Consider the following 12,909-nt stretch of genomic DNA (forward strand, 5'->3'; position numbering starts at 1 on the left):
ATAAAATGTTGTTTCGTTTTTTTTGTTTTTATTAAATCTTTTATGAAATCTTTTAAATTTTTATTACCATTTTTAAGTCTAATGCTTTGTTGTGGAAATGCGCTTCTTTCTTCCTCACATTCTCAAGCAATATCATTAACTGAGGCCATTGGAGTCTCGGCAGCTAAAACCCTTCTTCTTTCTGAAACAGCTAGTGAGCTCATACGAGAGATTGGATATGGATTTGGAATTTCTAGAATTCTCTATGATTGGCAGACACAACAATGGTTAGAAATAGAATCTCTAATAGCACAAAATGAGGTGGTTTAAACTTGAGATATTTTCATTTACAGATCGTCTTAAACTATTTGTATCGACGGCCAGTTCTTTATATTTTAGTAAACATGGTTGTTTCCACTATCGTTTCAAAAATTCATAGTTTAACCGCAGTTTAGTTTGTATAAGACGGTATTTTATTTTCTATTTCTACTGCTTTAATCTCTTGTTTTTGATAAATTCTTTTTATTTAGCCAATATTTAATAAATAAAATTATGATTTACCGTTGTCTTGTGATTTTGTTAGTTTTTATTCCCCTGCCCTCTTCTTTAGTTGCGGCACAGCTAGTAAATAAGGGGTGCCATGTTGTCTGGCCTACCGAACTTTCATGTGTAGAAGGTTCCCAAATCTTTTGTGAATTTGAAGCTGCTTATAGTAATGCTATTAATGAAAAGAAACCGGGGATAATAGTCTTCTTTTCTGAGTATCAAACAGAAAAATTTGCTTCTTTAACGAATGGCTCTTTTTCCCTGCCGAAGGCAATTAGTTGCGGTTTTAATGTAGTTGTCCTCTGTCCGGGATTGATTAGCCCCCTAGACTTTCCTTACAAAATGGATCCTGTAATTGTCTATATGGGAAATTTTATAGAGAAATTTCCTGAAGTGAGTACTGTTGAGGGTCCTCGTCTATGTTATATCTTGCTAGATGAACAGGGCACGGCTCGATGTCAAGCTATCCTTCCTTTGGGAACTAACTAAAGGATAGGAGTATCTTTTAAAATAGGATTTTGGCACGCTATCTCCGATATAATTTTGATAAATCAAGGAGGCATTACATGCGCATCGTACTATCTCTACTTTCATTATTAATGATATTTCCTCTTGCTGGTGAAGAGGTTACCCTTTCTTTAGAAGGCAATGATAGCAATAAGCAGGAGATAGTTGACTCCGCCGAAGTTCAAACATGTATTTACCACTCCTACGAACAAGGATTACAAGCCTCAAGAAATGAGGGGAAGCCTTTAGTTATTGTCTTATTCTCAAATCCTGGTTCTGATACCAATACCTCTTGCATAGAATTACATCAGGTATGTGATGAGGTGATGTCTGTATTTTCAGAATCTATATTTTCCGATTTAGCAAACTTTGTAGTTCTTATTCCTTCGGGAATCAATCCGTTGGTCTATCCTCCAGTTCAAGATCCTATACTTGGAGAAATCAAAAAGTTTAAGTTAACGTTCCAAGAAGAGACATTCCCAGAAGGACTGGTCGTTGCAGTCGTTTGCGTCACGCCAGAAGGATCTGGAGAGATTCTAGAGGTTAGTCTTGTGCCTTTGGCTATCGATGAAGAAGTAGTATCATGCCCGTCATCTTTGGAAGATAAGCAATTGACTTCAGACAATCATGAAATTTCTACAAAAATAAAAGATCCATCAGAAGCATAAAACCTGTCCTATTTAAATAAGAGAAAGCACTCGCTGTATTTCTTAGGAGTGCTTTTTTATCTAGGTTTTCATTTTAATCAAATTAAACAGCTACAGATTTTCCCACCGACAGAGCGAAAACTTCTCCATAGCAGAGAGTAGTAGCGAAATTCTTAAGTTTCGAACGGTATCGTCATCACTAGCAATATGCACAGTATTTAGAAAATTTTGAATATAGTTACAAAGGCTGCTGAGAGATATAAAGTATTCTAAAAAAGCATTAACAGAAGTTTCTTTAGGATGATTTGGGAAAGTATCAAGAATTCGTTTAAAACTGGCTTCAGGATTACCAAAATTCTCTGTAGAATAAGATGTTATAGAAAATTGCAAAGAGGAAAGTATCTTCTTTAACCGATTATGCGTAATCACTATCTCTGATAAATGTTGAGGATGTTCTTTTTTCAATAGCTGAAGAGCTTCTACCTTGTCTAAAATCTCGATAGGATTCTTAGTGACAGAATCTGTAAGAACAACAGAAATTTCCTCCTTACTAAAGCCCAGAGAATTCATAAATGTTTTTAATCTACCCCAAATAAAGTCTAAGATCTCTGCAACTATCTGTGTTTTATCCAAAACTTTGCTGTCGATAGTCATAGGAAAATGCTCGGCTAAGCGGTCTAAAAGAGCGGCAAGATCTATTGAGATTCGAGATATCGATAATAATGTTAAAATCTCTAAAGATTGCCGACGTAATGCATAAGGATCGTGTGAAGATGTAGGTTTAAGTCCTAAAATAAAGCAGGATAACAGATTATCCAAACGATCTAGAAGAGAGAGGAGGGCGCCTACAGTCGAGATTTTCTCACTCATAGTAATGTGACGTAAGTGCTCTCTCACAGCAATAGCAGAGGCGTTAGGAAGGTTGGCACTTTTGAGATAATATTCTCCCATGATCCCTTGGAGTTCAGGAAACTCATTGACAACAGCAGAGACTAAATCTGCTTTACAGTATTGGATAGCAATATTAAGTTCCTCGGAAGCTGCTAATGGGAAGAATATGCATAATGTTTTTTGATGCGCTTTTAGACGCTCTACTTTATCGTACAGAGAACCTAGAGCTTCAAAGTACGTTACAGATTTTAGCTTTTCAACAAAAGTAGCTAATGGTGTTTCTAAGTCTTGTTTGAAAAGAAATTCTCCATCAGAAAGACGAGGTGTTAAAGCTTTTTCATTTCCTTCAATGATAATGTCATTCGGAGAATTATCACACACTACAATAAAGAAATTTGAAATAGCTTCAGATGAAGTCTCATGGATAGGAAAATACTTCTGATGATTCACCATCTCGGCAATAAGGAGTTCTTTCGGTAAACCACAAAATTGTTCAGAAAATCGTCCACAGGAAACAAAAGGATGTTCCGATAGAAACGTAACTTCCTCAATTAGATTAGGAAGATAGATTGCAGAAACTTTAGAAGAACTATGGGCTTGTAGACCTTGTTCAATAGTCATTTGTCGCTCTTTTTGTGAAACTACAACACAAGCTTTTCTTAAGGTTTCTACATAATCTTTTGCTGAGGGAATAGAAATCTGCCTGGGATCTAGTTGACGATGTCCAAAAGAGTTTCTTGTAGCTACTACATTACCGAAAGTTATTGGTAAGACTTGTTCACCGTAAAGAGCTACTAACCAACGTATAGGCCGAGGATATTCTACCCCACTGTTATCCCAAACCATCTTTTTAGGAAACTTTATCTTCTGAATAATCAGGGGAAATTCTTGCATTAAGATTTCTGCAGTTTGTAATTTCACTTCAGGATTTAGTAAAAATAAATACTCTGCATTATTGATTATACGAATGACAAGTTGAGAGTATTGAGAAAGATCTTCATAACAAGAAATCTTGAAACCTTGGGAAGCAAAAAATTGCTGTCCCTGGTGAGAAACTTTCCCAGAAGAAGCAAATAGTGCAGTTAACGCAGGCCCCTTTTTCTCACAGGCTTTTTGTATTACCTCAGGATTTACATTTTTGATAAATAGGGCTAATCGTCTTGGAGTAGCAAGCACCTCTAAGCTATCATAAACGATATTATGATCAGAAAGGATTTTACTTGCCAATGACTCCATTTGTTGTATTCCGATAGGAACAAAAGTTGCAGGAAGCTCCTCAGAACCAATTTCTAATAACACATCCTCAGGATCCGAAATACAAGGTGCAATAGATGTTGATGCTTTTATGCATTTAGATTCTAAGGGAAGACTAAGTAAAGGATAATTTAAAGAGGCTCGCCACTCTACATAGTTATCGGCAACTAAACGAGCTAGTTGACGGATACGACCAATATAACGTGTACGCTCTGTAACAGAAATAGTTCCTCGAGCATCCAGAATATTAAAGGCGTGAGATGCTTTAATTACAAAATCGTAAGCAGGAATAGGGAGACCACTTTCAAGAGTTGCTAAAGCTTCTTGAGAGAAGTCTTCAAAATGCTTGAACCACATCTGAGTATTTGCGCAATCGAAATTATATTGACTCCATGATTTTTCGGAAGCTTGTGTAATTTCCCCGTAAGTTAGATTGTCGTTCCATAAGACATCATAGATTGAAGTTTTCTTTTGTAAATACATGGCAATTCTTTCGATGCCATAAGTGATCTCTCCGCTAATACTATGCAAAGGCTTACTTCCAATTGCTTGGAAATACGTTAGCTGAGTAATTTCCATACCATTTAACCATACTTCCCAGCCTAAGCCCCAAGCTCCGATTGTCGGATTTTCCCAATCGTCATGAATAAAACGAATATCATGATCACAGAGATCTAAACCAATAGCTCGTAGTGATTCTAGGTAAAGAGAAAGGAAATTTTCAGGGACTGGTTTTAGAATGACTTGAAGTTGATGATAGTTTTGTAATCGATTAGGATGCATGCCGTACCGACCATCTTGAGGACGTCTTGAGGGCTCTACATAAGCAGCCTTATAGGGTTCGGGTCCTAATGCTCGTAAGAATGTTGCAGGATTGAAAGTTCCAGCTCCAACCTCTAAATCATATCCTTGATGAATAACACACCCTTGCTTGCTCCAGAATCGCAAGATAGTTGCAATCATAGACTGTAGAGTGAGGGGTTGATCTGACACAAATGACTCCGAGGTATAATATTTTTCCTTTTGACATTCTCCTTAGCTCAAGTAGGAAGTTTCTTGTTTCTACGTCTTCTCCACAAGCATAGATTTCCGTCTGTCGCATGGTATGTATGAGGATTAGTATATATGTTTTCGAAAATAGTATAGTACAGAAAACCAAAAGATAAGAATACTATATATAAAAAATAACTCTCAATCTCATTAAATGTACAAAGATTGTCTGATTTTTGTAGTTGTCTACAAATGGTTTTTTGGGGGGCGAGAAATAAAAACTAAGGTCTATTATCACAACTCATGTCATATTTGTTTTCATAATGCTTGACAATATTTTCACTAATTCAGAAAAATTAGAAAATTTTCTAGTTAACTTAATAAAAAAGGTTCTTAGTATACAAAAATTAAGCATACAAGGTACTAAAATACCTTAAGATGAAAACTCCCTGTTTGAGGGGGGGATCTTTCCTGGATTTTGTAAAAAAGAAAATGTTAACTTGTCTTAAAGTACGCTAGAGAACCAAAAAATACACAAGCTTTGGTTGTATTGCCCTTGTTCATTAGGCAGGTGATTGTTATAGACCAAAAAGAAACACATATTAGGGGAGTAGGGTGGGACTACCTAATTATATAACTTTTTCCCGGCTATTTATTACACCTATTTTCATGATCCTTTATTTAAAAGGAAAATGGTTTGGAATCACTCCTGTGGTTCTGCCTTATGTGCTTCTCATCCTACTCGCGATCTCAGAATTAACAGATGCGATCGATGGTTATGTCGCGAGAAAGTTTTCGCAGGTTACAGATTTAGGTAAATTATTAGATCCTATGGCAGATAGTATCTATAGAATTTCTCTCTACCTTACTTTTACGCAACCTCCAGTAAACTTACCCTTACTACTCGTATTTATCTTTTTAGCCAGAGACTCTGTAATTAGTACTCTGCGAACGGTATGTGCCTTTCGTGGGTGTGTTGTCGCTGCAAGAGCTAGTGGAAAACTTAAAGCCATATTACAAGGACTAAGCTTTTTCTTAATTCTTTTAGCAATGATCCCTCATTCCCTAGGGATTATATCTGATAACGGATTGGAACTCTTTGCTTCAGTTATGGTTTCAATAATAGCTGTTTATTCTATAGCTTCAGGAATAGAATATTTCTGGATGAATAAGAATTTTTTAGCACAAAAATCTAAAATCAAGGATGTGGAAAAGAATCACGAAAGTAACGATTGATATAGGTTCTGATAATTTGCAGCCATAGTATCTAAGCCAGATTCGCGTAGCATTCCTGCCTCAATCAAATTAAACCAAATATCTGGTTGCTCAAGGTATGTCGTTAAAGCATTACTAAGCATGTCTCGGAATTCTTTAAAGTTATTTGTATCAGAAAAAGTAAAACCGTTTACTCCAGGAATTACTGTATCAGCAAGTCCTCCAGTTTTTCGAACTAAAGGAACTGTGCCATAACGCATGGCGATCAGTTGTGTAAGACCGCATGCCTCTCTATGTGAAGGGACACAGATCATATCAGAAGCAGCGTAAGTTAACCGTGCTAAAGAATCATTAAAATCTAAAATTAACCGGATATTAGGTGAATTTGCTAAACACTCTTGTAAATTGCGAAACTGGTTAAGGAGATAATCATTTTGGCTTGTCCCAATCAATATAAAGGCATAGCTATTTTCCATGGCATGTAAAATGATTTCCTTCATGAATTCTGGACCCTTCTCTTCAACAACACGTGAAATAACGCAAACCAAAGGAGAATAGTCTAAGCTCATCCCTAATTTTGTATATAAAGCAGCTTTATTCTCTTCTTTTTTAGTGAAGAGGACTTCAGGTTGACTTAATAAGCTCGCATCATAATTGACTGCTAAAGCAGGATCAGTCTCTGGATTCCAGACGTCTTCGTCAATTCCATTGATAATGCCAGAAAAAACAGAATTTTTTGCTAAAATAGCATCATGAAGTTCGTAATCAGAATAATCATTTATGATTTCCTGAACATAAGTAAGAGATACTGTAGTGACATAGTCTGAACAATACAAAGCTCCCTTCATTATGACTGAAGTTTGTGGATCACGAAATAGTTGGTAATGACTTAAATGAAAATCATCAATTTGCGATGCAGCCAGCATTTGTGTACTGCAATATCCTCTATAACCAAAATTATGTATGGTAAAGACAAGTTTTGCATGCACACGGCTAAGAGGATGTTTAAGTAACCCTGCAAGTAAACCAACATGCCAGTCATGTAAGTGTACAATATCAGGAGGCTCTGTTTCTTGAAGATAAGCTGCAGCTGCAGCTGCAAAAGCAGAGAAAGATACTACGCTATTGTCACAGTACACTAATGTTGTTGAAAAAAAATCTATTTGCGAATCTAGCTTAATTATAGTAAGTGTGAGTCCCTCATAAGAATAAGAAATTGCAGAAGCCTGTTGTTTTCCTAAAAATTCGTAATAAAAAGAGCGTTCAGAAAGAACATGGGATAACGAGGATTTAAAAATTAAAGGATAGTAGGGGATTAGGATTTCGACGTCATGTTGTTTTGCCAATTCCTTGGATAAGCTTGCTACAGCATCGCCTAAACCTCCGACCTTAATAATAGGAGTGAATTCGACAGCGACTTGCACGATTCTCATAGACTCTTCCTAAAGTTCAAAAAATATCCCATATCAAGTGTAAAGGTAAAATCTCAATAGTAAAAAAGAGAGATTTTTATCATTTTCCTATTTTCAAAAACTGAAGATTGGTTAAACTAGTGCCTTTCTATTGGGGTGTGGCCAAGCGGTAAGGCAGCGGTTTTTGGTACCGTGCATCGGAGGTTCGAATCCTTCCACCCCAGTGTCCTTTTATTTCCTTTTAGTAACTGTATTCTTTAATTGTTTTTTTTAGAGAAAGGATATAAGTTTGATGCTTTGATTAGGGAAAATATTGACTTTTTCCAAGTTCGAGATATAATTTTGCCTCAAAAACTGTCAGATATACGTCCGCAATATGACAGCGGTAGGCCCTCTAAGAGAATATGTTTGGACTCTTGAGGTCAATGCGTAATCCAAACCTCTTTTAGCTCAAGATTATGGAGAAAACAACATTATGGAGCTTATAGTTACAAGTCGAAAGACTGGTAAAAAATCTTTTCTTAAGAAAATTCGTCAACAGGGAGGAATTCCTGCTGTACTCTATTCTGGAGGGAAGAGTCTTGCTAATATCACAGTTGATGCACTTGTGTTTAAGAAGTTTTTATCTAATTTGGAAAGCGGAGCTCTGTCTTCCACAGTCTTTTCCTTATCTTATGAAGGACGTAAAATTAAAGCTCTAGTTAAAGATATCCAATATCAAATAACTACTTACGATGTCATCCATTTAGATTTTGAAGAACTTATAGAGGATCGTTCTGTAAAATTAAATATCCCTATTCGTTGTATCAATGCTGTAGATTGTATTGGAGTTAAGTTGGGAGGGTCTTTAAGGCAAATTATCCGTTCTGTTCGTGTCGTATGTAAACCCAAAGATATTGTGCCTTTCTTAGAACTTGATGTGCAGGCTGTTGGACTTTCTCAAACGAGAAAATTATCTGATATAAAGATCCCTAGTGGAATTGAACCAATTACACCTCTGAAAGAAGTTGCTATAACCGTTTCTAGAAGGTAACATGGCTAAGCTGGTTGTAGCTATAGGAAACCCAGGACGTGAATATGAAAATACTCGACATAACTTAGGGTTCTTATTGGCGGATAGGTTGGTAAAAGAGTTTAAGGGCTCTCCGTTTCAACTTTTATCAAAATGTCATGCCTTAGTCTCTCTTATAGACTCTTCCTTTGGAACTTTGATTTTTATTAAGCCGATGACCTTTGTTAACTTAAGTGGTAAATCTGTAAGTTTGGCTAAAAAATATTTTAATATTGATCTTGGTCATGTCTTAGTTCTTGTTGATGATGTGAATCGTTCATTCGGAAAACTTCGTCTGTGTTTTAACGGAGGAAGTGGAGGGCATAATGGTATTAAAAGTATTACTACCAGCTTAGGTTCGAGTGAGTACTGGCAGTTGCGGTGTGGTTTGGGAAGACCCTCTGAAGAGGGAACAGAACTATCTGACTTTGTTTTGGGAAAATTCTCTGAAGAAGAGAATCTGCAACTGAATTCAGTATTTATTGAAGCAACTACCCTATTTAATCAGTGGTGCTCAGAATTTGAAACAGCTTAGTGAAGTTCTAAAATAATTTTAGTGGACTCAGATATCTGAGGATAATAAACTACTCTATCTCTCTGTGTTTAGGAGTTTTTAATGGGAAAAAAGGAAAATCAGCTTTACGAAGGCGCCTATGTGTTTAGCGTAACTCTTAGTGAAGAAGCTAGGCGTAAGGCTTTAGATAAGGTTATTTCGGGGATAACTAATTACGGCGGTGAAATTCACAAAATTCACGATCAAGGCCGTAAAAAGCTAGCGTATACCATTCGTGGAGCTAGGGAAGGCTATTATTATTTTATTTATTTTTCTGTCTCTCCTGGGGTCATTTCAGAGCTTTGGAAAGAGTATCATTTAAATGAGGATTTACTTCGCTTTATGACACTTAAAGCAGATTCTATAAAAGAAGTCCTAGAGTTCGCCTCTCTACCTGAATAATTTGTTAAGGAGAAAATATGAATAAGCCTGTTCATAATAATGAACATAGAAGGAAGCGTTTTAATAAAAAATGCCCCTTTATTTCCGCAGGTTGGAAAACAATAGATTATAAGGATGTTGAAACCTTAAAAAAATTTATTACTGAAAGAGGTAAGGTATTACCCAGAAGAATTACAGGTGTTTCTTCCCGTTTCCAAGGCGTGCTATCTCAAGCAATCAAAAGAGCTCGCCATTTAGGGTTGTTACCTTTTGTTGGAGAAGATTAATTTAGAGGAAGAAGAATGAAACAACAGCTACTTTTACTTGAAGATGTTGATGGGTTAGGCCGTAGTGGTGATTTAGTCGTTGCTCGCCCTGGGTATATCCGTAACTATCTTATCCCCAAGAAAAAAGCTATTATTGCTGGTGCAGGGACTCTGCGTTTGCAAGCTAAACTTAAAGAACAACGTTTACTACAAGCAGCTTCTGATAAAACAGAGTCTGAGAGAATTGCTCAGATGCTCAAAGATATTGTTTTGGAATTCCAAGTCCGTGTTGACCCTGATAACAATATGTATGGATCTGTAACTATCACGGATATTATTGAAAAGGCCAGTAAACAGAATATTTTCTTAGTTCGCAAAAATTTTCCCCATGCTCACTATGCTATCAAGAATTTAGGGAAGAAAAGTATCCCTTTAAAACTCAAAGAAGAAGTAACCGCAACCCTATTTGTTGAGGTTAGCTCTGATAGTGAATACGTTACTGTTTTACCACAAGGAAAACAGACCGAAGAAACTCAAAAGATCTAATAGTTTATAGGGTGGGAAATTTTGTTTTGAAGATATTATGGAATATTTTTCTCCTGCAAAGTTAAACCTGTTTTTGAAAATATGGGGGAAACGTTCTGATGGTTTTCATGAGCTTACAACTTTTTATCAAACTATAGATTTCGGAGATATACTTTCTCTAACAAGTAGTGCAAAGGATAGTTTGATTAGCAATGTTGATGAGTTGGTTTCCCCATCGAATCTCATTTGGAAAAGTCTTGCTATTTTCAGAAGAGAAACTCAAATTTTGCAACCTGTTTCTTGGACCCTGAATAAATCTGTTCCTTTAGGGGCGGGTTTAGGAGGAGGTAGCAGCAATGCTGCTACTGCTCTTTATGCTCTTAATGAGCACTTTCAAACAAATATTCCTACAGCTACTTTGCAATTGTGGGCTCAGGAAATTGGCAGCGATGTCCCTTTTTTTTTTCTTTAGGATCCGCGCTAGGAAAAGGTCGCGGAGAACAGATTTCTATAATAAAACTAAATTATAGCCATAATAAATATGTTCTATATTTAGATTCTGATGGAGTTTCCACCCAAAAAGCTTACCAATCCATGATTCCTGAAGACTTCAGCAAAGGAAAGCGTGCAACATCGTTTTATTATGGTGAAAACGATTTAGAAAAGTCCGTATTTCGTATACGTCCAGACTTAAGAAGTAAAAAACACATGCTAGAGAGGATATGGAGTCCTTTCCATAGCAATGTGCTTATGTCGGGTTCAGGGGCAACTTTATTTGTCACCTATTCAGAAAAGTTAGAAAAAAACACCCAAGTAAAGTCTCATATTCAAAACCTAATCAAGCAAACCAAGGGAATTCCTGTACGTTGTCTTTATAGGAAAAATCAGTGGTACTCTCTAGAAGGAGCTATTTACAAAAATAACCAGAAAGTATGTTTTCAGCCACTGATATAATTTTATTTGCTTCTACAGAAAGTGAGCTTTCTGCTTGGCAAAGTCCATGGATATTACATAAATTGGCTTTTTTCTTTACTGTTGAGAATATAAAATTGGAAGCCTTGGAAATCCTTGATACTTCTGTAGTAGTACTTTCATCAATTTCAGGAAGTGTAATCTTGTGTGACATAACTAAACCCTCACCTTCACTTCCTAATTAAAGGATTTTTTTATTTTAAACAATTTTTTTATAAATGTATGTTAGCTTCTTAATATAGAAGTTTCGCCTCTTTAAGGGGGATATTGATAGATTTTTTAAAATTTTTGACCCTTTCTTTTTACTGCCAATATCTTTATGTCTATGCATAAATATTAATATAGTTCCCCTGGTTTTTTATGATCCTGCCTTCGTACTCTTATTCTTTGAAAATAGGAGCAGCAGTGTTCTTTTTTTGCTCTATACTACATACCTTTCTGACTCCCTGGCTCTATACCCTCTGTCAGTCTTATGAACACAAAAAACTTGTTTTCCCAGAGTCTTGGAAACGCTATGTGCGCCTATCAGAACTTTTCAGAATTTTAAGTAGAGTAGAGGTTGTATTTTTTTTATGGTCAATTCCTCTCTTTTTCTGGTTCCTATATAGCGAAGGTTTCAGGATTACCATGGCATACTTTAATAGTAGAAACTATGGATTCGCTGTCTTTATTATGGTCATCCTTATTCTTCTCGAATCACGTCCTATAGTATTCTTTGCAGAACGTGTACTTTCGACAATTGCTAAGCTAGGTAATACCTCACCAAAAGCTTGGTGGTGGACATTGATGATAGCGCCACCCCTGCTTTCCTGCCTCCTTAAGGAAACAGGAGCTATGATTATCGGTGCTACATTGCTAATGAAGCATTTTTATAGTTTTTCTCCTTCACGACGTTTTGCATACGCTACTATTGGCCTTTTGTTCTCTAATATCTCAATAGGAGGACTGACAAGCTACGTATCCTCAAGAGCTCTCTTCCTGATCTTCCCTGCACTTAAATGGGATCATTCTTTTTTTCTTTCCCATTTCGCATGGAAAGCGGTAATTTCTATCTTAGTATCGACAACAATCTATTATTTTATTTTCCGTAAAGAGTTTAAGAATTTTCGAGATATTCCTAATACTAAAGATTCGACAGGAGAACAAGTACCTTGGTGGATCATCTGTGTCCATATTATATTCGTTGGTTCTATAATATTATCACGAGCTACACCATTGTTTATGGGAGCTCTTTTACTGTTTTATCTCGGATTCCAGAAATTCACTATTTTTTATCAAGATACGATAAACGTACCTAAGGTATGTTATGTAGGACTTTTCTATGCTGGCTTAGTCGTATTCGGAGATCTTCAGGAGTGGTGGGTGTTAAACTTAATGCATGGTCTCTCAGACTTTGGATATATGACAGTCTCATATACGCTATCTATATTTTTAGATAATGCACTTGTTAACTACCTGGTGCATAATCTTTCCGTAGCTACCGACTGCTATCATTACCTTGTAGTCGTAGGTTGTATGGCAGCAGGTGGTCTGACGATAGTTTCCAATATCCCAAATATTGTGGGGTATCTCATTCTAAGATCGGCTTTTCCTTTTTCGACAATTCATATGGGTTGGCTATTTCTCGGAGCTCTAGGACCCTCAATAATTTCTTTAGGAGTATTCTGGTTATTAAGAAATATTCCAGAGTTTTTATACTGTTTTTTCAGATAAAGAGGAG

Annotated in this window: 15 protein-coding genes and 1 tRNA gene; 13 read left to right on the plus strand and 3 right to left on the minus strand. The window is 36.3% G+C overall.

Annotated elements, in window-relative coordinates:
• Window positions 1-42 precede the first annotated feature (42 nt).
• The 3 genes from C834KP_RS04565 to C834KP_RS04575 all read left to right on the plus strand — a co-directional run bounded on the left by C834KP_RS04565 (window position 43) and on the right by C834KP_RS04575 (window position 1,700).
• Window positions 43-309 (plus strand): hypothetical protein, encoded by a 267-nt coding sequence (locus tag C834KP_RS04565; protein ID WP_108896984.1) that lies wholly within the window; start codon window positions 43-45, stop codon window positions 307-309.
• Between the two features lie 222 nt (window positions 310-531).
• Window positions 532-1,014: a CT795 family Sec-dependent secreted effector gene (locus tag C834KP_RS04570; RefSeq protein ID WP_108896985.1), complete on the plus strand. Its 483-nt coding sequence runs from the start codon at window positions 532-534 to the stop codon at window positions 1,012-1,014.
• A gap of 77 nt (window positions 1,015-1,091) precedes the next feature.
• The gene (locus C834KP_RS04575; RefSeq protein WP_108896986.1) at window positions 1,092-1,700 is read left to right on the plus strand and encodes a CT795 family Sec-dependent secreted effector; all 609 of its coding nucleotides are present in this window, start codon (window positions 1,092-1,094) and stop codon (window positions 1,698-1,700) included.
• Window positions 1,701-1,790: 90 nt separating this feature from the next.
• On the opposite strand, the gene C834KP_RS04580 is transcribed toward C834KP_RS04575, so the two are convergent.
• The gene (locus C834KP_RS04580) at window positions 1,791-4,817 is read right to left on the minus strand and encodes a glycine--tRNA ligase (protein WP_108896987.1); all 3,027 of its coding nucleotides are present in this window, start codon (window positions 4,815-4,817) and stop codon (window positions 1,791-1,793) included.
• Between the two features lie 612 nt (window positions 4,818-5,429).
• Here C834KP_RS04580 and pgsA point away from each other — a divergent pair.
• Complete coding sequence (gene pgsA / locus C834KP_RS04585; RefSeq protein WP_108896988.1) at window positions 5,430-6,050, plus strand: CDP-diacylglycerol--glycerol-3-phosphate 3-phosphatidyltransferase; 621 nt, start codon at window positions 5,430-5,432, stop codon at window positions 6,048-6,050.
• On the opposite strand, the gene glgA is transcribed toward pgsA, so the two are convergent.
• A complete protein-coding gene (glgA, locus tag C834KP_RS04590) occupies window positions 6,032-7,462 on the minus strand; it encodes a glycogen synthase GlgA (protein WP_108896989.1) in 1,431 nt (476 codons plus the stop codon). The genes pgsA and glgA overlap by 19 nt on opposite strands.
• A 131-nt stretch (window positions 7,463-7,593) precedes the next feature.
• On the opposite strand from glgA, the gene C834KP_RS04595 reads away from it, so the two are divergent.
• From C834KP_RS04595 to C834KP_RS04630, 8 genes are all read left to right on the plus strand, one after another.
• A tRNA-Gln gene (locus C834KP_RS04595) sits at window positions 7,594-7,665 on the plus strand.
• A gap of 251 nt (window positions 7,666-7,916) precedes the next feature.
• Window positions 7,917-8,474: a 50S ribosomal protein L25 gene (locus tag C834KP_RS04600; RefSeq protein WP_108896990.1), complete on the plus strand. Its 558-nt coding sequence runs from the start codon at window positions 7,917-7,919 to the stop codon at window positions 8,472-8,474.
• A gap of 1 nt (window position 8,475) precedes the next feature.
• The gene (gene pth / locus C834KP_RS04605; protein WP_108896991.1) at window positions 8,476-9,027 is read left to right on the plus strand and encodes an aminoacyl-tRNA hydrolase; all 552 of its coding nucleotides are present in this window, start codon (window positions 8,476-8,478) and stop codon (window positions 9,025-9,027) included.
• Window positions 9,028-9,108: 81 nt separating this feature from the next.
• Complete coding sequence (gene rpsF, locus C834KP_RS04610; RefSeq protein ID WP_108896992.1) at window positions 9,109-9,447, plus strand: 30S ribosomal protein S6; 339 nt, start codon at window positions 9,109-9,111, stop codon at window positions 9,445-9,447.
• A 17-nt stretch (window positions 9,448-9,464) separates the two neighbouring features.
• Window positions 9,465-9,713 carry a 30S ribosomal protein S18 gene (rpsR, locus tag C834KP_RS04615; protein WP_108896993.1) on the plus strand — a complete coding sequence of 83 codons (249 nt, stop codon included), beginning with the start codon at window positions 9,465-9,467 and terminating at the stop codon, window positions 9,711-9,713.
• Window positions 9,714-9,728: 15 nt separating this feature from the next.
• The gene (gene rplI / locus C834KP_RS04620; RefSeq protein ID WP_108896994.1) at window positions 9,729-10,238 is read left to right on the plus strand and encodes a 50S ribosomal protein L9; all 510 of its coding nucleotides are present in this window, start codon (window positions 9,729-9,731) and stop codon (window positions 10,236-10,238) included.
• A 37-nt stretch (window positions 10,239-10,275) separates the two neighbouring features.
• On the plus strand, window positions 10,276-10,689 hold the full coding sequence (locus C834KP_RS04625) for a 4-(cytidine 5'-diphospho)-2-C-methyl-D-erythritol kinase (protein ID WP_108896995.1): 414 nt from the start codon (window positions 10,276-10,278) through the stop codon (window positions 10,687-10,689).
• Window positions 10,644-11,171, plus strand: a complete 528-nt coding sequence (locus C834KP_RS04630; protein ID WP_108896996.1) for a 4-(cytidine 5'-diphospho)-2-C-methyl-D-erythritol kinase — start codon at window positions 10,644-10,646, stop codon at window positions 11,169-11,171. Before C834KP_RS04625 ends, C834KP_RS04630 begins: the two co-directional genes overlap by 46 nt.
• On the opposite strand, the gene rbp7 is transcribed toward C834KP_RS04630, so the two are convergent.
• Window positions 11,125-11,343: a reticulate body protein Rbp-7 gene (rbp7, locus tag C834KP_RS05420; protein WP_108896997.1), complete on the minus strand. Its 219-nt coding sequence runs from the start codon at window positions 11,341-11,343 to the stop codon at window positions 11,125-11,127. The two genes, C834KP_RS04630 and rbp7, sit on opposite strands and share 47 nt — an antisense overlap.
• Window positions 11,344-11,549: 206 nt before the next feature.
• Between rbp7 and C834KP_RS04640 the strand changes: the two genes are divergently transcribed.
• The gene (locus C834KP_RS04640) at window positions 11,550-12,902 is read left to right on the plus strand and encodes a putative Na+/H+ antiporter (RefSeq protein WP_108896998.1); all 1,353 of its coding nucleotides are present in this window, start codon (window positions 11,550-11,552) and stop codon (window positions 12,900-12,902) included.
• The last annotated feature ends 7 nt before the right edge of the window (window positions 12,903-12,909 follow it).

It is taken from the genome of Chlamydia serpentis, assembly GCF_900239945.1.
Classification (GTDB): domain Bacteria; phylum Chlamydiota; class Chlamydiia; order Chlamydiales; family Chlamydiaceae; genus Chlamydia; species Chlamydia serpentis.